Origin of the sequence: Arenibacter amylolyticus, from assembly GCF_002150785.1 — a bacterium.
GTDB lineage: Bacteria > Bacteroidota > Bacteroidia > Flavobacteriales > Flavobacteriaceae > Arenibacter > Arenibacter amylolyticus.
Map to the genome: position 1 here is coordinate 1 of NZ_MTAZ01000024.1, position 23,414 is coordinate 23,414.

Below are 23,414 nucleotides of genomic sequence, written 5' to 3' on the forward strand. Positions count from 1 at the left end.
TAGGCAGCAAAAAAAGGGAAGTCCCGAAGCTGCTCTAATTTTTTCCGCAAATAACCTTCTAACAATTGTGTATGATTACCAGTGTGTATATATCAATTTTGTCTACACCACTAATCTAGTGGATTTTTAATGGTTTTAAAAGTGTTTGTGGCCACATGGGTGTAAATTTCTGTTGTTTTACTGGAACCATGCCCCAACAGCACTTGTATTTGCCTGAGGTCGACCCCAGATTCCAATAAATGGGTCGCAAAACTATGGCGTAGCACATGTGGAGTTACGGATTGTCTTACTTTAGCTCTTAACGCTGCTTCCTTAACAATTTTAAGTACGCTTTGAGGACTATACCTTCCGCCTTTTTGACCTTCGAACAAATATTCACGCGGCTTCCACTCCCTGAAATATAAACGCAGATCTTCTAAAACAGTTTGTGACAAAAGCGTGTGGCGGTCTTTATTACCTTTTGAGTCTTTAACTCTAATCAACATACGTTTACTGTCTACATCATCAAGTTTTAGGTTCAACAATTCGCTTCTCCGCAAGCCGGAACTGTATAATAAGCTTATAATACATTTATGTTTAAGGTTATTGGCATTTTCTATAATGGTAAGAACTTCTTCCTTGGATATTACCTTGGGAAGCTTAAACTCTCTTCTAGGACGTTCTATCTCGTAGAATCGATTAGGCATATCCATAACCACTTCATAATAGAATTTAATGGCATTTATGGCTTGATTTAAATAGGAATTTGAAACGTTGCGTTGAATTAGTTGTTGAAGAAATGCCCGGATATCAATTTCATCAATAGTTTGGACATCCTTGTGCCCAAAGTGATTAATGAACATTTCAAAGAAGTATACATAGGTGCGTACGGTACTATTGGCATACCTTTTTAGCTCCAGTTTTAAAAGGTATTCTTCCGGACAATAGCGATAGTTGGAAATGGGCTTTCTGTTTCTAAACCAAGTAATGACTACCACCGTATTTTTGGCATTTTGGGGTCTATTGGTGAAGAACCGGTTGTAGTTGATCCATACGTTGCCATTGAAGGTGTTGTAAATAATACCAAGGTTTTCCTTGGTGTTGGGAATATAAGCCATTTTATGCCGCTGGCTCCACTTAGGGTTGGGTAGACTTTTGATAAGGGCTTGAATCAGCTTGTCCGGCATAAATTTTATACCTATCATCTTCTGATTTTGGATCATAAGATGGTAGAGAGTTATAGACCTAATGGAGTTCATATACCAAGTTTAACTAAGATCTTATATATAAGAGGTATATTATACGTATATTATATGGATAAATGGAAACCAGAAAAATATGTCCAATTTGCAACGCTATCGTAAAAGGTAGATCTGATAAGCAATTCTGTTCGGCAAAATGCCGGTCTATTAACCAGTATGAACAGCGTCAAAAAAATGAGACATTTTATTTTAAGGTCGACAGACACCTTAATATTAACCGAAAACTGTTAAAGAAATACAATAGGTCTGGGTACACCACCATTAGAAAATCAGTCCTGATGGAAGAAGGATTTGATCCCACATTTTTCACCCATTATTGGAAAAACCAAAAGGGAGATGTTTACCTCTTTGTTTATGAATACGGTTTCTTAAAAAAAAGGCATAATGGAAAGGATAAATATATTTTGGTAATCTGGCAGGATTATATGGACGCTTCTCACAAATAAATATTCCTAGGGAACTGAACATAAAAAGGTTTAAAAACAAGTAGAATTATCTGGAGAACGTGATTCCTAGTTTATTTTTCGATTTACTTGTGGTAAATACCTAAAGGAAAATTATTCTCAAAAAAATGTAGTTGATTTACAACACCTCAACAAGAGGTGTATCTTCCAATATGGATTGACGACAAATTTTCCACAAACTCAACATTAGGTCACAATCTCAAAAAAGCACGCAACTAAATAAAAAAGGCAGCTACATTTTCATGTAACTGCCTGATTTAGAAGCTCCCCCTCTTGGGCTCGAACCAAGGACCCTCTGATTAACAGTCAGATGCTCTAACCAACTGAGCTAAGGAGGAGTATAATTTCAGTGCCTTTAGGCGGCTTGCCAGCCTTTAGAAGCCATTAGCGTTCCGTAGGCGGGTGCAAATATAAACGCTTTTTTCAAATACGCCAAACAAAAAATCATAGTTTTTGAAAAAATATTTATTCCCTAGATAAATCGTTTTACAATATTCCAAATATCGTTCCCGAAAATCAGCAACATCAGCCCCATAAGCAACACAAAACCAATTATTTGACCAGTCTCCAGTACTTTTTCACTTGGTTTTCTTCCTGAAATCATCTCATATAATAAAAACATTACGTGCCCCCCATCCAATGCCGGAATCGGTAAAATATTCAAAAATGCCAACCACACGGAGAACATCGCCATAAAACTCCAAAAGAATGTCCAGTCCCACACCGCAGGCATCATTTCTACAATCCCAATAGGGCCCTTTACTTGCTTATAAGCGCCTGTTTTGGTGTTAAAGATCACCTTAAACTGCCGTATCTGATCCGTTAGCACCTGTATGGTCCTATGATATCCCGCTGGGATGGCTTCTAAGAAGCTATAGTTATCCGTAACACTTAGGTCTGCATAGTCTAACAATATTCCTATAACGCCCTCCTCGGGAACCACTAGGTCTATATGCTCTGTCTGTCCGTCCCTTAAAACACTGATATCTAATTTTTGGTTAACGGAAGATCCTATTTTCCCTCTAAACTCGTTCCAAAATATGGTTTCTTCTCCGTTTACACCCACAATTTGGTCTCCTGGTAACAATCCTGCTGCCTCCGCAACGGAATTGGGTTGTACCTCTGCAATAATTGCCTTGGATCTATACCCCAAGAAATTCTTACCCTGAGTGGCAAAAACCGTTTCCTTGCCTTCATCGGACAAGGGGAAGGTAATTTCCTTTCCATCGCGCCTAACGGTAACTTCATCCCCCAGAATAATATCCAGTACTGCTTCATTGAATTTTTTAGTGGGCTTATCATCTACCTTTAATATCTGATCCCCGGTACGCAAGCCCAATTGCTCCCCAACGGAATCAACCAGAATCCCATACTTTAAATTATCGGATGGAATATAGGTGTCTCCATTGTTAAACAACAACATCGTATAAATTACCCAGGCCAATAGGAAGTTTACGATTACCCCCCCGGTCATAATAATGAGTCGCTGCCATGCCGGCTTGCTCCTAAACTCCCAAGGCTGGGGCTCCTGCTTCATCTGCTCGGTATCCATGCTCTCGTCTATCATCCCGGCAATCTTCACATAACCGCCCAAGGGCAACCACCCTATTCCGTATTCGGTTTCCCCAATTTTTTTCTTGAACAGGGAAAACTTTACATCAAAGAACAAATAGAATTTCTCCACCTTGGTCTTGAAATATTTGGCTGGCAAATAGTGGCCCAGCTCATGGAGAATCACCAATATGGAGATAATCAGTACAAATTGTATTATTTGAATTGCTACTGTCATTGACTTAACTTTAATCTTAAAACCGAACAAAAGTACATTTTTAACAGTTCTTAAAAAAAGAAACTATTCGCACCCAATCCGTTTTAAGAAACATTTGGCACGAATCTGCCGAACATGCCTTGAAAAATACCCCCCGCTGGGCTATCTTTACCCCAAAAAAAATGCTCAAATTTCTAAGCAAATTAAAATACGTTTTTTTCACCCTTCTGATTGTTTCCTCCGTCATCATCTACTTGTTTATGGATGCCGTGGAACCCAAAAAAATACTACCGGTCTACCAGCCGTCCATGGTAAATGTTGAATTGGTGGATAGCACTATGCAGCATATTAAAAAATACCATACCATAGCCGATTTTTCCCTGATCAATCAAAATGGGGACACCATTACCCAAAAAGATTATGAGGATAAAATTTATATAGCCGATTTTTTCTTTACCACCTGCCCTACAATTTGCCCCATCATGACCAAAAATATGGCCCAAATACAAAGCCAAATAAAGGACGATGACGAGGTGATGCTACTATCCCACTCGGTTACCCCAGACATCGATTCCGTTCCCCAGCTAAAAAAATATGCCTTGGAACAAGGGGTGCTAGACCATAAGTGGAATTTGGTTACGGGCGACAAAAAACAGATCTATGAATTGGCCCGCAGGTCGTACTTCGCCGTAAAAACCGATGGCGACGGAGGTCCTTTTGATATGATCCATACAGAAAACTTTATCCTGGTAGATAAGCTTAAACGTATTAGAGGGTTCTATGATGGCACCAATTCCGAGGATATGGAGAAATTAATGAGCGATCTGGAAATCCTGAAGGCGGTCTATAACGAGGAAGAAGAATAAACCCTGATTTCTTGTAAACGCAATTGGCCAAGGTTTAGAACATCTCCCTTGGCCCTACCCCTTTTTATCCTAGTATCCTGCCCCTCCAATTGCCTAGCGGGCGTGGCAACGGAATAACAAATACCCACACTTAGCTGTATTTGTTGATCTACCCAACAAAATTTTAATTTTTTTAAACTACTTTTGTGCTTAATTAAAATCAATCTAAATAAGATTTGGCCACCACAGTAGCACAATTAAAGCGCGGACAGCGAGGCATTATCAAGGAGTTTGCAGATGGGGTGCTCCCCGTAAAACTCATGGAAATGGGATGCCTACCTGGTAATGAAATTACCTTGGTACAGGTAGCTCCCCTAAAAGACCCTATCTATATTAATTGCAACGGCACCCATATCGCCATAAGACGCTCCGTGGCCAGTTTAATAGAATTGGAAATTATTGAAGACTCTCCCCTATGAGCAAACAGATTAAGGTAGCGCTTATTGGAAACCCCAATACTGGTAAAACCTCGGTATTTAATCAACTTACCGGGCTTAAGCAAAAGGTAGGGAATTATCCCGGGATTACCGTAGAGAAGAAAGAGGGCATCTGTAAATTGCCAAGGGGCGTAAAGGCCCATATTCTAGATCTCCCTGGCACCTATAGCCTTAATACCACTTCTTTGGACGAGAGTGTGGTGGTAGAGTTGTTGCTCAACAAAAACGACAAGGACTACCCCGACGTGGCCGTTGTAATTAGTGATGTAGAGAACCTAAAGCGTAATTTGCTGCTGTTCACTCAAATCAAGGATTTAAAAATCCCGGTTATCCTTGTAATCAATATGGCCGATAGGATGAACCGAAAGGGAATTTCCTTAGATATTGACTTATTGGAGGAGAAGCTAGACACCAAAATAGCTTTGGTGAGTACCCGAAAGGGAACGGGAATTGATCGCTTAAAGGAATTGATAGCCAATTACAAGTCGCTCTCTTCCTCCCCCAACATAGATACTACGGTGATTGCCCCGGAGTATTTTGACAAGCTAAAGGCTACCTTCCCCAATGAAGACCTCTATAAATTGTGGTTGGTGATTACCCAGGATGTTAACTTTATGCCCATAGAGAAAAATCCGATCTCTATTCCCGCTTCCTTTAAAACAAAATCGAAGTCCGAGCTTAAAAGATTACAGCAAAAGGAAACCATCCTTAGGTATCAATTTATAAATGGCATTCTAAAACAAGCTTATAAGGTAGATTTAAATGCAGCCAAGGGGTTACGGGCTACGGCCGATAAAATACTGACCCACAAAATTTTTGGGTACCTCATATTTTTCCTGATCCTACTTGCCATATTTCAGGCTATCTACGATTGGAGTAGTTATCCAATGGATTTTATTGACGAGCTTTTTGCCACGGGCAGTGAATGGGTAAAAGACACCCTACCCCCAGGGGTTTTCACAGATCTAATTGCTGAAGGGATTCTTGCAGGAATAGGTGGCGTGGTTATTTTTATTCCGCAAATTGCCTTTCTATTCCTTTTTATCGCGCTGCTGGAAGAGTCGGGCTATATGAGCAGGGTGGTCTTTTTAATGGACCGACTAATGCGCCCCTTTGGCCTCAGCGGTAAAAGTGTAGTACCCCTTATTTCTGGGACCGCCTGTGCCATCCCCGCAATTATGGCCACCCGGACCATAGAGAATTGGAAAGAACGGCTCATCACCATTTTAGTGACCCCGTTTACCACCTGTTCTGCACGTTTGCCGGTTTACCTTATTATTATTGCCCTCGTAATTCCAGATGGAAGGTTCCTAGGCCTAAGCTACCAAGCGCTTACCCTAATGCTCCTTTATCTACTTGGTTTTGGAGCCGCCATCTTTTCGGCCATGATTCTCAATAAGATCATGAAAATAAAGACCAAAACTTTTTTTGTGATGGAAATGCCCAACTATAAGCTTCCACTACTAAAAAATGTTGGCTATACCGTCCTAGAAAAAACAAAGAGCTTTGTATTAGGAGCCGGAAAAATTATCCTTGCCATCTCCATTATTCTGTGGTTTTTAGGCTCTAATGGTTATTCCGATGATTTTTACAATGCCGAAGAAATCGTTAACCAAAAAATAGAAACGGAAGGATTTACGGATTTTAATCTCCAAAACATGGAGAGCAGTCTTACTGCCTACCAAGCAGCGCTGCAAGACAGCATGGCCCTACAGGGATATGAATTGGATAAGCAGGCCCTGACCGACTCCCTAAGGACTAAGGCGACCGAACTAAGACAAAAGGCCAAAAACCAAGAGGTTGCCAGTTATAAATTGGAAAACTCCTATATGGGTCTTGCCGGCAAGGCCATAGCTCCCCTTGTACATCCCTTGGGCTACGATTGGAAAATTGGGATTGCCGTCCTAACCTCCTTTGCAGCGCGGGAAGTCTTTGTAGGCACCTTGGCTACCATTTACAGCGTGGGAAGCGATGAGGAAGACACCATTAAAAATAGGATGTCTGCAGAAATAGATCCCGTTACCAAGAAACCCTTATTTAATTTGGCTTCTGGAATTTCCATCTTGCTGTTTTATGCATTTGCTATGCAGTGTATGAGCACCCTGGCCATCGTAAAAAGAGAGACCAATTCCTGGAAATGGCCCACGGCACAGCTGGTTTTTATGAGCCTATTTGCCTATATTGTAGCCTTAATAGCCTATCAAATTTTAAAATAATGGGTACGACCTTTTTGCAGCATCCGGTACAAAAGGATATGGAATGCTCTACATGAAAATTTTACAATAGGCAGTATTGAAGTAATAAACCTTTGCTTCCCTGGCGCTATAATTTGCCTTGGGATGGGTTAGAAAATTAAAAGCGTACTAGTAATGAGTACTGTTCAAGACATATTAGTTTATATCACGGTTGCCATAGCAGTAGGTTATTTGGTTAAGAAATTTCTATTGCCCCGCTCCCTATTTGCTCGTAAAAAAAATAGTTCCAAAGGATGCGGGGAAGGGGATTGCGGCTGTCATTAGTCCCGTTTTCCAACCTCTCACCCTCCCATTCCCTTTATAAGCCTCCCTTTCTCCTATCTAAAGATTGGGAAAACTCCAAAGTCTACAGTCCTAACTAAACCAACTTATAAGCCTAAGGCTCAACACCATACTGTGTTAAAGATATCTTAAATTCATGATTTTGGTGTAACGACAAAAAGTATTGGTCGTCTTTTAATCAACCACCTAAAACGATTTCCATGGGAACCTGTTATTTAACCTCTTTAACCGTGCTATTGACCCAAGTCATCTGCTACGCCCAGGACACCAAGGAAATACTCCCCAAAAAGACCTATACCACCCAATTTATTCAGGACATGCCTCCACCTGATATTGATGGCAGTTTAGAGGAAAGCACTTGGTCCCTAGTACCATGGGAAGGAAACTTTGTAGAGCAAAGGCCCAATGAAAACACGGCCCCGGACCATCAGACCCAATTTAAAATATTGTACGACAAAAACTTTTTATATGTAGGTATCCGCTGTTACGACAGTGAACCCGATAAGATAGAAAAACGTCTTTCCAGGCGGGATGGTTTTGAAGGGGATTGGATCGCTATTTTTATCGATAGTTATTTTGATAAACGCACCGCCTTTGGTTTTCTGGTCACCGCAGCAGGTGTAAAGGCCGATTTATTTAACTCCAACAACGGGGAAAATGAGGATCCCAGCTGGAATCCTATCTGGTATACCAAAACGCAGATTGATTCTGAAGGCTGGACTGCAGAGATGAAAATACCCCTTTCCCAGCTTAAATTTGGAAAATTACAGGATCAAACCTGGGGCTTACAAGTAATGCGCCGCCTCTTTAGGGAGGAGGAGCGATCCGTTTGGCAACGCCTACCACAGGACAGCCCCGGATTTGTAAGTGAATTTGGCCTCTTGCAAGGCCTCAAAAACCTGGAACCTCAAAAACAATTGGAAATTCAACCCTATGCTATTACCAAACTGGAAAATTATGAACCAGAAGCGGGCAACCCCTTTCTTACTGGGCAGGACGAACGTTTTACCGTTGGCCTGGATGCTAAAATAGGGGTCACCAATGACCTTACCTTAGACCTCACCATTAACCCCGACTTTGGCCAGGTAGAGGCCGATCCATCTGCTATTGCACTGGATGGATTTCAGATCTTCTTTGAAGAAAAACGCCCCTTCTTTATAGAAAATAAAAACATCTTCGATTACCGGGTGTCCCCCTCGCAAGCAGGGAATACCTTTGGATTTGACAACGTTTTTTACTCCCGTAGAATAGGGCGGAGTCCGCAGGGTTTTCCACAAACCGAGGCGGGCGAATTTGTAGACCAACCTGATAATACTCCCATCTTAGGAGCAGCAAAATTCAGCGGAAAAACTAAGGACGGCTGGTCTATCGGAGTTCTACAAAGCACCACCGCAAGAAAGCACGCTACCATAGATAACCATGGCGAACGAAGAAAGGAGATAGTAGAGCCACTGACCAATTATTTTATTGGGCGCTTACAAAAGGATTTTAATGATAACAACAGTTATATAGGAGGAATATTTACTGCTACCAATAGGGAAACCCTAGGCAATCCCATTAACTTCTTACATAGGTCTGCCTACACCGGAGGGTTCGATTTTAAATATCAATGGAAGCAGCGCTCTTGGTACCTTGCAGGGGATATTATTTGGAGCCACGTCCGGGGAGATACCACCGCTATTATACAGACACAAAAATCCATCACCCACTTGTTCCAAAGAGTGGATGCAGTCCATATTTCCCTAGATCCTACCAAAACTTCCTTGAGCGGTACTGGAGGCAATCTAAAATTAGGGAAGGCCGGGGATGGTCATTGGATATTTGAGACGGGGTTTACCTGGCGATCCCCGGAACTGGAACTGAACGATGTAGGCTTTCAACGCCAGGCAGACGACCTTCGACATTATAATTGGATTGGCTATAGATCTCTTAAACCAGACAACACCTTTCGGAAAATAGGAATAAACTATAACCATTGGAGTGTGTGGGATTTTGCAGGCAATCACAACCTCCTGCAGTTCAACACCAATAGTTGGCAGCACTGGAAGAACAATTGGTTCACCAACATAGGCTTCAACTACGAACCGATACAGTTCTCCAATTTCGCCTTGCGAGGCGGACCAAGGTTGCGACTTTCCCCGGAAATTAGCTTTTCTAATGGGATAGAATCCGATGGACGAAAGAAAGTTCAGCTTTCCTTATTTCACAATGGGGGCAAGGCCTTGGATAACAGCAGAAACTACTATGGGCTAGAGTTTGGATTTAGCTATCAACCATTGAATGCCCTGCGTATTTCAGCTTTTCCAGAATATCGTACGTTTAACAACAAACTGCAATACATAAGCAATATACCAACAGACGCTGGCACCACCTATCTAAACGGTACTGTAGAACAGAAGACCCTAAGTATGTCCCTTCGATTAAACTATACCATTAATCCCAACCTGTCCCTTCAATATTGGGGGCAACCCTTTATATCTAACGGCCGTTATTCGGAATTTAAAGAAGTAATAGACCCCTTGGCTAAATCTTTTAACAACAGAATATCGTCTTATCAAAACAATCAAATAAGTTTTGAAAATGAGGTGTATGGAGTGGATTCTAACCTAGATGGCAACACGGATTTTACCTTTAACAATCCCAATTTCTCGGTAATACAGTTCCGATCCAATCTGGTATTCCGGTGGGAATATATTCCCGGTTCGGAGCTCTTTTTTGTATGGTCCCAGGACGTATCGCGCTTTGGAGATCCACAAAGCCCACTTTTTAACAACCTAAAAGATCAACTATTCAATGGTGAAAAGCCAAAAAACATCTTTTTGTTAAAAGCTACCTACCGGTTTGTTTTATAAGTACCGCTTGTGTAACCTCCTAAACCCATTCTTTAACAAAGGAGTAGAGCAGCAAGCCCCAGCCTATAACCAACAGGAGTCCGCCTATGGGGGTTACAGGACCCAAAAACCGTACCTTTAGTCCTTTAGCAGCCCCTAGGACCAGTCCATAAATACTGAAAGAAAACAAGAAGACCCCAAGGATAAAGCAATAGACCATATTTTTTTCCAAAGCGGTTTCCAAATTGAGGTTAAACCCTAACACTACCAGGAGAATGGCATGGTACAATTGGTATCTTACCCCCGTCTCAAAGCTGGCCAGTTGCTCTACCGTAAGCCTTTTTTTTAAGGCATGTGCCCCAAAGGCGCCGAAGATAATGGCCAACATACCGTACAAGGCTCCTATAAACTGTGCTACTAATACCATAAATTATTACTTAACAATATACCTTACTTAAACGATACCTCAATAATCATATCTCTTGGGACGTTAAACACGCAGTCTTTAAATGCGGGCGGACCAAAGAGTTTCATTTTTGTATTGGAAAAAGCCACCTTTTCCCTAGGAATACCCAACCAATTCACATCTAGTTCATCATTACTATTTTCGTCATGAAACACCGCCACCGCATAATTTCCGCTAGGCAAATCATCAATGACTACCGTAGTGGTGTTTTCCTTGGCAGATACACTACTAGCCCTAAATACGCGATCGAACTTTAAAAAATCCTCGGCCTCAGTATAGAGCGCTACGCTAATCTTCCCCTTGCCCGAAGGAACTCCCTTCACCTCAACGGAAAGGTCTATTTGAGACATCCCCAGCATTGGCATCAGCAAGACAATAAAGATGAACTTCCCCATAATTAAACTGTTTTCTAAATTATGGTGTAAATATAATCCCTAAGTATCAGCTACTTACTCTTTTTCCGTATTAATTTTTGTCCATAAATAATCATGGAGGGATTTGGTGGCCGTGCTGTCAGTAAAATTCATGAACACTTTTAATGAATCTTTATAGACCACCCGTATCTTGGAATGAGATAGTTTATCCACAAACACATGCACCCTATTAGTCCCGAGGCTATCTGATAGGAAGACTCCCTTCTCAACTTCGTTGACCGAAAACCCATGAATCCGTTCCATACTGGGGATCTTATCTACCATCTGAATGCTATCTATCTCCGAAAAGGGAATTTCGAGCCAATAAATCCCGGAAAAAATACGAAAGGAATCCTCCTTTATTTTGGTCCAGTTTTTATAATGTGCCGTAAAAGCAAAACCCACCCCAATAAGGGTCACCACAATCAGTAGATTTAATAGCCAGGATCTTTTCTTAGTCTGCGCCATAAAGTTTTTATTCTGTTGAGTCCCTATACTTATCGAACCAAGCCAAAATATTGGCCACCTTAGTGATTAAATTGCTGGGCCTACTGGCAATTCCGTGAGCGGCTTCGGGCACTTCTATCAATACCGTCTCTATTTTTCGCAGTTTTAACGCATGGTATAATTGCTTGGCCTCACTAGGCGGAGTCCTTAAATCGTTCATACCCACCATCACCATCGTGGGGGTCTCAATATTGCCCACTAAGGAAATAGGTGAAAAACGCCAATAGTCCTCAAAATTCTCCCAAGGCTGTCCCGGCAATCTGGAATGTGCATAGCGAAAGTAATTATCGGCCACCAAGGTTTTACTTATCCAATTCATTACTGGCTTAATCACCGCGGCTGCTTTAAATCTATTGTTTTTCCCAATCATCCAAGCAGACATGATCCCTCCTGCACTTCCACCAGTAACGAATAATTGATCTTCATGGGCCACTCCCATTTTTATACAATGGTCTACCCCATCCATCACGTCGTTATAATCTTCTCCTGGATAGTTGTGGTATAATAGGTTTCCAAATTCTTCGCCGTAACTGGTACTTCCCCGTGGATTAGGATAAAACACCACATAGCCGGCCGCCGCATAGAGCTGGACTTCCGCACTAAAGCGATCCCCATAGTTTAAAATGGGTCCACCGTGGTTTTCTACCAAGAAGGGATATTTTTTTCCCTTCTCATAATTGGGGGGATACACTATCCATCCCTGAAGTTCTCTTTGGTCTACAGAAGAAGTATACCAAACCTCCTCTACCTTACCCAAAGTCCTATAACTAAATAGTGCTTTGTTTAGGTCTGTAATTTTTTTGGTCTGCCTAGACCTGGCATCCACTACCGCTAGTTCCGATGGGTAATAGGGGGTAGATTGGGTGTAGGCGATATCCCCTTTTGTGGAAACACTGAATGAGCCACTGGCATAGGGCCTTCCCAAAGTAGTGCCGCCCATATTATCGGCCAGTTTGGAAAATTTACCACTTAGAGATACATAACCAATTTTGGTATTCCCTTTATCATCATAAGCAAAGTACAGCCCCCTACTTTTTGCATCCCAGACAATATTGTTCACATCCCTATCTAGTTCCATGGCAATTTCCCGCTGGTTCTTCCCATCGGTATCCATAAGATACAAACGGGTCACCTGATAGGCCTGCACCTTATCTTCATAGCCCACATAGGCAATATATTTGCCATTGGGTGAAACTACTGGATTGTTATCTGGTCCAGGCTTATCCGTAAGCTGTGTAATGCTACCGCTATCTACGGCCACCGAATAGACTTCACTATTTCTAAAATCGTATTCCCAATCTTGGTTCCTATTCCCGGAAAAATATATTTTTTGACCATCCAAGGACCAGGAAAGGGGCCCACTATGATGATAATCTCCACTGGTAAGCTGCCTTACGGCGCCCCCATCTGCCGGAATTAGAAAAATGTGGTTAAATCCTGGATCTATATACCCCCTGCCATCGCGTTCGTGATACAATCTGTCTGTTATTCTTGGCGCTGCAGCCCATTTGGCCCCCTTGGGCTTCTTTGGAATTTTTGCAGCTACCGGTGCGGGCTTATCCACATGCATGGAAAATGCCAACTGATCTCCCTGGGGAGACCAAGTGAGGGAAGAAGGACTAAATGGAAGCTGAGAAATCTTGGCAAGCTTTCCACTACCCGTCCAATACATATAAATTTCGGATCCTTCCTCTGTAGCACTGATAAAGGCCAATCTATCACCTTTGGGCGACCAGACCGGACTAGATTCGTTCACTTCCCTAGAGGTTATCTTTTGATGTTGGGACCCATCGGGCTTCACCATCCATAGGTTGCCCACGGCCTTATCTTCCATAATATCAAAACCCATTCTACGATAAACGATCCAATCTCCTTGCGGGGAAATTTGGGGATCCGAAACGTATTCCAAATCAAAAACATCCAAATAAGAAAATACTTTTTCCTGTGACTGTCCAAAACTCAGGATCGGAATCAATAGAAATAACAGAAATCTAAAAGACATGAAGTTATAGTTATTAGGTTAGTTTAGTAATGATTGGGCAATATCCCCCTTACAATATGCAACCAAAAATAACTGGTAATTCTGTTATAAAAAAACCATTAGCCCCTAAACAAAAAGAATCTGTCCTTCATCTCCTCTATGGCGGCACTTTTATTGGTAATAATATAGTTAATGGCCTCGGAGGTAAAGGTTTCGCCCTTCTCCGTTAAAGAAATAATGCTATCCTCTATCGTGATCATATTGTTCTTTAGCGCCAAATCTAATACAGACTGTGCCTTCACCTTGTGCCAATTGATGTGTTCATAAAGGTGATTGATATGCCGTTCGGACTTTTCTGTATGGTTCTGAAGATGCAAAAGGAAGGTAAGCAAATGCACTTCCACTTTTTGTCGTCTTTGCCTGTACAACACCGAAATTAAACCGCTATTGGGGGCCAACAGATAGATAAAAAAGAACAATACCCCCAACACAGTGGTTATAGATCCTGCAATGGAAGCATCTAACCAATGAGCCACCCAATAACCCAATAGTGCCCCGATAATCCCAAACACCGCTGATAAAACCAGCATTCTCTTGAGGTCTTTAATGAGGAGGTAGGCCATAGCCGGTGGCGCAATCATAAGGGCCACCACCAATATGGCCCCTACGGCATCAAAAGCCCCGACGGTGGTAACCGAAGCTACGGTCATTAACCCATAATGAATAATCACAGGGGAAAACCCTAAGGTTGCGGCCAATTGCGTATCAAAGGTGCTAATTTTCAACTCCTTAAAGAAAGTAATGAGCAGCGTGAGGGTCAACAGCAAAATAGTTCCAATCACCCAAAGCGATTTTGGTCCCACATCCATTCCATTGATGATTAGCCGATCAAATGGAGCAAAGGCCAACTCTCCCAACAATACGGCATCCACATCCAAATGTACATCCCCCGCATTTTTAGCAATCAATATCACCCCAATACTGAACATGGAAGGGAACACCAAACCTATGGCGGTGTCTTCCTTTACCAAACCGGTCTTTTGTATATATTCTACCAGCACCACGGTAATGATCCCACTAAAAGCGGCCAAGAGAATTAGCCATGGGGAGTTTAGATCCTCGGTAAGGAAAAACCCTACTACGATACCCGGTAAAATAGAGTGGCTAATAGCATCACTGATCATGGCCATCCTACGGAGCACCAAGAAGGTACCCGGAATAGCACAGGCTACGGCCACAATGCAGGCGATTAATTGTATTTCTATTTGCGCACTAGTCATAGGAGTTCTCTTGCTGGTTATACAAATTCATGGCCTTGTTGTATCCCTTTTGGGTTAAGGACCACATGGCTCCATCTACGGTGATATACTCCCTATCTTCCAAGTTTTTTAAAGAGTTCCTGGTATATCCTTGAAAATTGTTAAGGATTTTCACCTTGTGGGGATGTGAAATATCCTCATGGGTCTTGGCTATTTCATACATAAAATGGAGCGTCTTATGCAACTGAAGGTCATTCCTATTCTTCCAATGCCTAATCTCCCGAAATAACAGCCCCCTCCCTGGGGAGAATACAAAGGAGATTACCACAAAGACCGCCGCTACCAAAACAATTAAGGGCCCGGTAGAAAGGTTGTTGGAAGTGGCACTGATGGCCGTACCAAAAATTCCGGATAAGGCGCCAAAAACTGCCGCCAAAAAAATCATGATTCCCAGGTTATTGGTCCATTGCCTAGCTGCTGCAGCGGGTGCAAGCAACATGGCGCTCATTAACACCACCCCTACTGTTTGCAAGCCTATCACAATGGCCAGTACAATAAGCGTGGTCATTATCACATCTAGAAAACGGGTATTAAAACCCAAAGATTTACTGTAATCCGGATCAAAATGCTGCACCTTAAATTCTTTCCAAAACAGGAGTAACACCAACAGGGAAACTCCCATAACGATCGCCATAAGCCACACATCGCTCTCTACCAGAGTGGCGGCCTGACCAAAGAGATACTTATCCAATCCCGCTTGCTGTGCATTGGGCATTTTTTGCACAAAGGTCAATAACAGCATACCAAAGCCAAAGAATAGGGATAGGATCAATCCAAGGGCGGTGTCAGATTTTAAGTGTGTTTTTTTCACGATACCACTGATCCAAAAAGTGCCGACCAAACCGCTTACCAAGGCACCGATCAAAAGCATATTGCTATTTTTTGCTCCCGAGATCAAAAAGGCGATTACAATGCCCGGGAGGGCGGCATGGGAAATGGCATCGCCCAAGAGACTTTGTTTTCTAAGCACTGCAAAGCTTCCCAGCATACCACAGACAATGCCCAAAATAGCCGTTCCTAGCGTAATGGTACGCAGGGTATAATCGGTAACTACTAATGAAAAATATTCCTGTACGGACATAAGCTATTATTGTAATACACTCACTTTATAATTAATCCCGTAGGTTTTGGTGAGGTTGTCATCATTAAAAATATCCTTCACCGAACCTGTCGCAATTTTCTTGACATTTAAGAAGGTCACCCAGTCAAAGTATTCGGGTACGGTTTGTAGATCGTGATGAACCACTACCACCGTTTTCCCCGATTTCCTCAATTCTTTTAAAATATTGACAATGGCTTTTTCTGTGGTGGCATCTACCCCCTGGAAAGGTTCGTCCATAATATAGATACTGGCTTCTTGCACCAAGGCCCTGGCAAGGAATACCCGCTGTTGTTGCCCTCCGCTAAGCTGACTAATTTGCCTACTTCTAAACTCTAACATCCCCACCTTTTCCAAGGCCTCTAGCGCTCGTTTCTTTTGGGTTTTCCCCGGCCTCTTAATCCAGCCCAGACTCCCATAAGTCCCCATTAAAACCACATCTAAGGCAGTGGTGGGAAAATCCCAATCTACACTCCCCTTTTGTGGAACATAAGCTACTTTTTTATACTGTTTCTTATACGGCTCCCCAAAGATTTCTATAGTCCCTGCTATGGGTTTCACTATATCTAGCATCGCCTTGATTAAGGTAGATTTCCCAGCGCCGTTGGGCCCTACAATGGCCATGAGCACCCCTTCGGGAATGGATAGATCTACATCCCAAAGCACGGGCTTAAAGTTATAAGCTACCGTTAAGTCGTCTACTTTTATGGCTATTTTATCGTTCATGTTTCCTTTTAGGTATTATTCGTTAGCGGGAGTGTATGCTCATCGGAAGGTGCTTTTAGTTCTTAAAATCCCCTTTTGCTAATCACCATCCCTACTTTAAGGCATTTACAATGGTATTTACATTGTGCTTAAACATCCCTATATAGGTACCCTCAACCGTTCCTTTGGTCCCTAAGGCGTCGGAATACAAGTTACCGCCAATACTTACACTATGTCCCTTGGAGAGTACTGCTGCTTGCAAGGCCTCAATATTCCTCCTAGGCACCGAGGTCTCAATAAATATCGATTTCACTTTATTATCTATGATAAACTGGGAAAGCCGCTGCACATCTTGCACCCCGGCCTCCGTGGCTGTAGATAACCCTTGAAGTCCAAGTACCTGAAACCCGTACTCCATTCCAAAATAATTGAAGGCGTCGTGCGCAGTGACCACTATACGCTTTTCCTTGGGCAGGGTCTCTATAATAGCCATTAATTCTACTTCCAGCGCATCCAATTCCTTAAGGTAATTTTTGCTGTTCTCCTTAAACAGCGCCGCGTTTTCTGGATCTAGCTCGGAAAGTTTCTCTGCAGTATACTGGGTAATTTGTTTCCAAAAGCTTAGGCTAAACCAAATATGCGGATCGTAATTGGAACCAAATTTTTCGGATGCCAGTAAGCCCTTTCTATCCAAGACATCGGTAATAGCAACGGTATTCTTATGTTGCTGTTCCATTCGCTCAAAAATATCTACCAGCTTTCCCTCCAAGTGCAAGCCATTGTAAAACACCACATCGGCGGTAAACAATTTATTTACATCCCCTTCACTGGCCTTGTAGAGGTGCGGATCTACCCCACTCCCCATTAGTCCTTGCACTTCTATAGCATCCCCTCCAATCTGGTTTAGGAGATCCGTGATAATAGAGGTAGTGGCCACCACCTTAAGCTTTCCGTTATCCTTGTTTTTAGAATCGGATTTACAGCCTACCAACCCTACTACCAATAGGACCAGTAAAAAATTTCTTGTTCCTATTAATTGAAGTCGACGGGCATTGCGCTTCGCCCTAGGGACAAGCGTCAACAAACTACCGATTGCTTGAGACCCCTTATTCTTTTTTTGTTTTCCAATGTTTATCATTCCTTGATCTTTACATATAAGTTAGCTGCTATTTGATGGGAAATTTGGCGGGTAGAGTCCCCAATCCCAATCACCAAAGAGCCATCAAATTCTTCCATTTCCAACACTTGGATAAACTGCCCCAAAGCAATATTATTCTTATCCAAAAACTTTAAGAAACTCGCGGAAGAGTCTTTTACTCCAACGCAAACCCCTCCTTCTCCCACGGCCACTTCGCTAAGCAATTTCTTATCGCGCTCCTCAAAGCCGCCATCCTTATCGGGAATGGGATCGCCATGCGGATCATATTTTGGATAATTAAGCAAACGATCCAAGCGATCTATGAGCTTGTCACTTTTTATATGCTCTAACTGCTCTGCCACCTCGTGCACCTCATCCCATGAGAAATCGAGCTTTTCCACCAAAAAAACCTCCCATAGCCGGTGTTTTCTAATCACGCCCAAGGCTACTTTGGTGCCCAAATCCGTGAGAGAAACCCCCTGATACCGCTTATAATTAACCAAGTTCTTATCCGAAAGTTTTTTCACCATATCCGTAACCGAAGATGGTTTGGTTTCCATTTGCTCTGCAATGGAGTTTGTAGAGACGGCCTCCTGCCCCTGCCTCCCAATATGAAAGATGGTCTTAATATAATTCTCTTCAGAACGAGTCATAAAATTATCGTTTTCACAAAAATACATTTTTATTCATAAAAACAAATTTTTAGGCAAGGCTAAGTTTGTGTCGGAACAGCGCCTACAAAGCTCCGCTCCCCATGGTTTTACTACCCCTCTACCCAACCTCGTTCACCACATCCAATAGAGAATAACTTGGAAAACCAGTCATGGAGGCCAGATAGCATGATTTATCCTTAAGATCTTAGTATTTTTGGTTTCCCAGGAATACCTGGAAGCCCCTTCCGGTATTCCCTATGGGGCACTTAAGCTTTTAATTGAATGACTACGTACAATTATATAATCATTGGGGCAGGTGCTTCCGGACTAATGCTGGCCGATGCGCTTGGAAAAGACTCATTTTTTGCCAATAAATCCATTTTAATTCTGGAGAAGGAAGCAAAGGAAGCCAATGACCGCACCTGGTGTTTCTGGGACAGGGGAAACAGTCCGTTCCGCCAGGTTACCCACAAAAATTATAATCAGATATTTTTTGCGGGCAAAGCCTATTCAGAACAGCTACAAATTGCCCCTTATACCTATCATATGGTACGTGGCGACCATTTCTATAGCTCCTATCTAAATCAATTAAAAAACTACCCTAACATTTCCCTTATTAGGGACACCGTAACGGACCTGCAGGACCACCATTCTTATGTAGAAGTACGTACGGCCACCACTGCTTACCGGGCTGAGAAGGTGTTTACCAGTGCCTTTGATTACAAAAAGCTGTTGAATCAGAAAAAATATCCGGTATTGCAGCAGCATTTCCTGGGATGGTTTATAAAAACGAAGCGCGCCCTTTTTGATCCAGATCGCGCTACTTTTATGGATTTCTCCATTCCTCAAAAAGGAAATACCCGATTTATGTACGTGCTACCCATTTCCCCAACCGAGGCACTCGTAGAATACACCCTCTTTTCCAAGGATGTACTATCCACTTTGGAGTACGAACAAGGTCTTAAGGACTACCTCCTAAACCATTTGGGATTGGGGATCGATGATTATGAAATAACCGCTCATGAAAGTGGGAACATCCCAATGAGCTGTTTCAATTTCAACAGCTATAACAGCGCCAATGTACTACATATTGGAATTGCAGGTGGATGGGCAAAACCCAGTTCGGGATACACCTTTATGCATTCCTATAAAAAGGTACAGCAATTAATCCCCTTCCTGAAAAAAGGCAAGGCCTTAAATTCCTTTGGCGGTCGCAATCGGTTTTGGTTTTACGACCTTTTGTTGTTAGATATTTTATATAGGGACAACAGCAAAGGACGACTCATTTTTGAACAGCTTTTTAAAAACCAAACTCCGCAGAAAATATTTAAATTTTTAGATGAGGAAACCAGTTTTAGGGAAGACCTGCATATAATTGCCGCCTGTCCAAAAAGAGAGTTTATTTCAGCCTTGATACGTCGTATCATTAAATTTTAACAAACATGATTTCGACTCTAATTCCAATATTCCTACCTTTAAAAATGCCTCAGCACACCTAAGAGAGCATGCCCTTACACCAAACACCAACCAAGATCCATGAAAACCATCTTCTTTAATAGCCCCCTCCTTCCACTCATTTTAACTACCCTGCTCCTTTTCTCCTGTAAAGAGACGCCCAAAATTAGCAAGGAGCCCTTGCTAGTTATTAAGGAAGACTCCATCACCGCAGCGGCCAGATTTAAGGAAATAGAAGAGAACGTACCTGCACAAGTCGCGGAAGGACTAACCCTTTCCCTTTGGGCATCGGATTCCTTAGCACCAGACCCGGTGGCCATGTCTGTAGACAACAAGGGAAACATCTATTTAACTAGGACCAATAGGCAAAAGAATTCTGAGTTCGATATCAGGGGGTTTAGGGATTGGATGACCCCCTCCATAGCACTGGAATCTGTAGAAGACAGAAGAAAATTTTTACATCGAACTTTTGCAACTGAAAACAGCGATAAGAACATTTGGTTAAAAGATCTAAATAAGGACAGTATACATGATTGGCGCGATCTCACTGTTGAGAAAGATGAAGTATGGAAACTAGAAGACCTCAACAAAAATGGAAGGGCTGATATTGCTACTAGGATAGTAAACGATTTTAATGAGGAGGTGTCCGATGTAGCCGGTGCCCTCCTTGTGAGAGAAAACGATATGTTTGTGGGGATTGCCCCAGATATGTGGCGCTTTACGGATGAGGACGGGGACGGAATAATGGATCATAAAACTTCTATTTCACATGGCTATGGCATCCACATTGGGTTTGGCGGACACGGCATGTCTGGCGCCATAGAAGGACCCGACGGGAAAATATACTGGGGGATTGGCGACATAGGAGCCAATATCACTACAAAAGACGGAACCAATCACAAGTACCCCAACCAGGGGATTATTGTAAGATCTAATCCCGATGGGAGCGACTTTGAGGTATTTGCGAGGGGACTGCGAAACACCCACGAATTTGTATTTGATGAATATGGCAATATCATAAGCTCAGACAACGACGGAGACCACCGTGGGGAAAGTGAACGATTGGTATATATTGTAGAGGGTTCGGATGCAGGCTGGCGGGCCAATTGGCAATACGGTAAATATACCGACCCCAAAAACAATGGATACAACGTATGGATGGATGAAAAACTCTTTCTCCCGCGCTGGGAAGACCAGGCTGCCTACATTATCCCTCCAATAATGAACTATCACAATGGTCCCACAGGAATGGCCTATAATCCCGGTACGGCATTGGGAAAGGAATGGCGAAATAAATTTTTCTTGGTAGAATTTGTGGGGAACCCCAGCAGGTCCCGTATCTGGAGTTTTGACCTAAAACCCAAGGGAGCCTCTTTTGCCCTGAATACCGAGCAGAGCATCCTCAGTGGAATACTGCCCACAGGCATTCGCTTTGCGCCCGATGGAGCCTTGTATATTGCCGACTGGATTAATGGTTGGGATACAAAAAACTACGGCCGGGTATGGAAGTTGGATGTCACCGAAGACAGGAACGACCTAGCAATGGAAAGAAAAGAGACGGCGCGACTTATGACCCTGGATTATAAGGGTCAAAGCATAGAGAAACTCACTCTATTATTGTCCTATCCAGACATGAGGATAAGACAGAAAGCGCAATTTGCATTAGTAGCCAAGGATAACAATGGTTTAATAGGCTTTAAAAATGCCATACAGCAAAAAAGCAATCAATTGGCGCGTATCCATGGTATTTGGGGCATAGGCCAATTAGCAAGGTATAAAAGGGGTAGGGCAGCCTTGTTGCTTCCATTATTGCAGGACGGGGACACAGAAATTATAGCACAAGCTGCCAAAATACTTGGGGATCTAAAATACAAGCCGTCCAGCAAAAAATTAATCCCCCTGCTTAAGCATAAAAATGCCAGGGTACAGTTCTTTGCCGCCCAGGCTTTGGGTAGAATCCAAGATAAGGAGGCGATTAACCCCTTATTAAAAATGCTAAAAGCCAATAATGACGAGGATGTATATCTAAGGCATGCCGGGGTACTGGCCTTGTCCAGGATCGGGGAAATCCAACCCATAGTCAATTTAACGCAAAGCGATAATCCCAGTTTACGATTAGCCGCCGTTTTGGTTTTACGAAGACTACAAAGCGAAAAGGTGGCCCTATTTTTAAAAGACCAAGACCCGTATATAGTGACCGAAGCCGCAAGGGCAATCAACGACGATTGGTCCATAGAAAATGGCCTTCCAGAATTGGCCTCGCTTTTAAAAGAAGACCGGTTTACCTCGGAACCCTTGTTGCGCAGAAGTATTAATGCAGCCCTTAGGGTAGGCGGGGAAAAAGAACTGGACCTATTGATCAATTTTGCCAGGAGCTCTAAGGCATCCCCCACCCTGAGAAGTGAAGCCTTGGAAACAATCGGAACATGGGCCTCCCCTTCGGTATTAGACAGGGTAGATGGCAGGTACAGAGGTGAAATAAGAAGGGACGTAAAGCTAGTACGCCAAAAACTGGAAAAGCATATACCAGAATTCATGGGCGATTCCAATCCTGATATCCTTGTTGCAATGGCCAAAACCCTTGGAATCCTAAAGATCGATGGTTACCATTCCCAAATGGCAGCACTCATGCAGACCCATTCTTCCCCAGCGGTAAGAGCCGCAATGCTATTGGCACTTGGGGATTTGAATTTTGAAGAAATTGAAGAAGTCATGGAAATTGGGATGCGCGATACAAATCAGCAGGTTCGCACCGCGGCTTTGGGACTACTTACCCAATTGGAGGTAGATAAGGAAAAACTCCCTAGCATTGTATCCCCCATTTTTAAAAGCGGGTCGCTTGCCGAACAGCAAAAAATGTTGAGCGTTTTGGGAGAAATGCCTACCGAAAAAACCGGAGCGATCCTAACTTCCCTAATTAAAGAGGCCAACGCCAATACCCTTTCCAGTGGGGTACTTCTAGATTTGATAGAAGCAGTAGAAGCCAGTGAATCTGAAGAATTAATTGCTCAATTGAGCCAAATTAAATCTTCGGGAAATAGCCTGGATGCTTATAAAGAAACACTAAACGGAGGAAATAGATGGGCAGGGTATCAATATTTCAACAATAATTCTGCCGGGCAATGTGTTCGCTGCCATTCCATAAACGGTCAGGGCGGCACCGTAGGTCCTCCAATGGATACTATTGGAAATATTTTAAGTAGACAACAATTATTAGAGTCCCTAATACTACCAAGTGCCCGTTTGGCCCCAGGCTATGGCACGGTAACCCTTACCTTAAAAGAAGGTCAAGTGGTAACGGGAATCCTAGAACGGGAAAATGAGGACGAAATTATCTTAAGAACCTCGGATGCGGAGCCATTGGTTATCGCAAAATCTAGAATAACCAACAGGCAGAATATGGTCTCCGGAATGCCCGCAATGGGCCAGCTTATGTCTAAGAGAGAGCTTCGGGATGTTATAGAATTCTTAGCTAATATGAAGAAAAAATAACTT

The 23,414-nt window shown here is 42.7% G+C and carries 18 protein-coding genes and 1 tRNA gene; 7 read left to right on the forward strand and 12 right to left on the reverse strand.

What is annotated here, in order from left to right:
• Positions 1-110: 110 nt before the first annotated feature.
• Positions 111-1,238, reverse strand: a complete 1,128-nt coding sequence (xerA, locus tag BV214_RS10525) for a site-specific tyrosine recombinase/integron integrase (protein ID WP_245806778.1) — start codon at positions 1,236-1,238, stop codon at positions 111-113.
• A 62-nt stretch (positions 1,239-1,300) separates the two neighbouring features.
• Between xerA and BV214_RS10530 the strand changes: the two genes are divergently transcribed.
• Complete coding sequence (locus tag BV214_RS10530; protein ID WP_086477471.1) at positions 1,301-1,687, forward strand: hypothetical protein; 387 nt, start codon at positions 1,301-1,303, stop codon at positions 1,685-1,687.
• A gap of 282 nt (positions 1,688-1,969) precedes the next feature.
• Here BV214_RS10530 and BV214_RS10535 read toward each other — a convergent pair.
• Both BV214_RS10535 and rseP read right to left on the reverse strand, forming a co-directional pair.
• A tRNA-Asn gene (locus tag BV214_RS10535) sits at positions 1,970-2,043 on the reverse strand.
• 134 nt (positions 2,044-2,177) lie between these two features.
• Positions 2,178-3,494 (reverse strand): RIP metalloprotease RseP, encoded by a 1,317-nt coding sequence (rseP, locus tag BV214_RS10540; RefSeq protein WP_086477472.1) that lies wholly within the window; start codon positions 3,492-3,494, stop codon positions 2,178-2,180.
• A 161-nt stretch (positions 3,495-3,655) separates the two neighbouring features.
• On the opposite strand from rseP, the gene BV214_RS10545 reads away from it, so the two are divergent.
• The 4 genes from BV214_RS10545 to BV214_RS10565 all read left to right on the forward strand — a co-directional run bounded on the left by BV214_RS10545 (position 3,656) and on the right by BV214_RS10565 (position 10,204).
• Entirely contained in the window at positions 3,656-4,339 is a 684-nt protein-coding gene (locus tag BV214_RS10545; RefSeq protein ID WP_086477494.1) for an SCO family protein, read from the forward strand.
• 215 nt (positions 4,340-4,554) lie between these two features.
• The gene (locus BV214_RS10555) at positions 4,555-4,797 is read left to right on the forward strand and encodes a FeoA family protein (RefSeq protein ID WP_086477474.1); all 243 of its coding nucleotides are present in this window, start codon (positions 4,555-4,557) and stop codon (positions 4,795-4,797) included.
• Positions 4,794-7,031, forward strand: a complete 2,238-nt coding sequence (feoB, locus tag BV214_RS10560) for a ferrous iron transport protein B (protein WP_086477475.1) — start codon at positions 4,794-4,796, stop codon at positions 7,029-7,031. Before BV214_RS10555 ends, feoB begins: the two co-directional genes overlap by 4 nt.
• Positions 7,032-7,552: 521 nt before the next feature.
• Positions 7,553-10,204, forward strand: a complete 2,652-nt coding sequence (locus tag BV214_RS10565; RefSeq protein WP_086477476.1) for a DUF5916 domain-containing protein — start codon at positions 7,553-7,555, stop codon at positions 10,202-10,204.
• Positions 10,205-10,223: 19 nt separating this feature from the next.
• Here the strand turns inward: BV214_RS10565 and BV214_RS10570 are convergent, their stop codons facing one another.
• The 9 genes from BV214_RS10570 to BV214_RS10610 form a co-directional block, all read right to left on the reverse strand.
• Positions 10,224-10,610 (reverse strand): DUF423 domain-containing protein, encoded by a 387-nt coding sequence (locus BV214_RS10570; RefSeq protein ID WP_086477477.1) that lies wholly within the window; start codon positions 10,608-10,610, stop codon positions 10,224-10,226.
• 23 nt (positions 10,611-10,633) lie between these two features.
• Positions 10,634-11,044, reverse strand: a complete 411-nt coding sequence (locus BV214_RS10575) for a DUF2141 domain-containing protein (protein ID WP_086477478.1) — start codon at positions 11,042-11,044, stop codon at positions 10,634-10,636.
• A gap of 54 nt (positions 11,045-11,098) precedes the next feature.
• Positions 11,099-11,530 carry a hypothetical protein gene (locus BV214_RS10580; protein WP_086477479.1) on the reverse strand — a complete coding sequence of 144 codons (432 nt, stop codon included), beginning with the start codon at positions 11,528-11,530 and terminating at the stop codon, positions 11,099-11,101.
• Positions 11,531-11,537: 7 nt separating this feature from the next.
• Complete coding sequence (locus BV214_RS10585) at positions 11,538-13,571, reverse strand: S9 family peptidase (RefSeq protein ID WP_086477480.1); 2,034 nt, start codon at positions 13,569-13,571, stop codon at positions 11,538-11,540.
• Between the two features lie 98 nt (positions 13,572-13,669).
• Positions 13,670-14,830 (reverse strand): metal ABC transporter permease, encoded by a 1,161-nt coding sequence (locus tag BV214_RS10590; protein WP_086477481.1) that lies wholly within the window; start codon positions 14,828-14,830, stop codon positions 13,670-13,672.
• The gene (locus tag BV214_RS10595; protein WP_086477482.1) at positions 14,823-15,950 is read right to left on the reverse strand and encodes a metal ABC transporter permease; all 1,128 of its coding nucleotides are present in this window, start codon (positions 15,948-15,950) and stop codon (positions 14,823-14,825) included. The genes BV214_RS10590 and BV214_RS10595 overlap by 8 nt, the downstream gene beginning before the upstream one ends.
• 6 nt (positions 15,951-15,956) lie before the next feature.
• A complete protein-coding gene (locus tag BV214_RS10600) occupies positions 15,957-16,694 on the reverse strand; it encodes a metal ABC transporter ATP-binding protein (RefSeq protein ID WP_086477483.1) in 738 nt (245 codons plus the stop codon).
• Positions 16,695-16,785: 91 nt separating this feature from the next.
• Entirely contained in the window at positions 16,786-17,811 is a 1,026-nt protein-coding gene (locus BV214_RS10605) for a metal ABC transporter solute-binding protein, Zn/Mn family (RefSeq protein ID WP_086477484.1), read from the reverse strand.
• The gene (locus BV214_RS10610; RefSeq protein WP_086477495.1) at positions 17,808-18,464 is read right to left on the reverse strand and encodes a metal-dependent transcriptional regulator; all 657 of its coding nucleotides are present in this window, start codon (positions 18,462-18,464) and stop codon (positions 17,808-17,810) included. The genes BV214_RS10605 and BV214_RS10610 overlap by 4 nt, the downstream gene beginning before the upstream one ends.
• Positions 18,465-18,746: 282 nt before the next feature.
• Here BV214_RS10610 and BV214_RS10615 point away from each other — a divergent pair, with 282 nt between their 5' ends.
• Complete coding sequence (locus BV214_RS10615) at positions 18,747-19,901, forward strand: lycopene cyclase family protein (RefSeq protein ID WP_086477485.1); 1,155 nt, start codon at positions 18,747-18,749, stop codon at positions 19,899-19,901.
• A gap of 99 nt (positions 19,902-20,000) precedes the next feature.
• Positions 20,001-23,411 (forward strand): HEAT repeat domain-containing protein, encoded by a 3,411-nt coding sequence (locus tag BV214_RS10620; RefSeq protein WP_086477486.1) that lies wholly within the window; start codon positions 20,001-20,003, stop codon positions 23,409-23,411.
• Positions 23,412-23,414 lie beyond the last annotated feature (3 nt).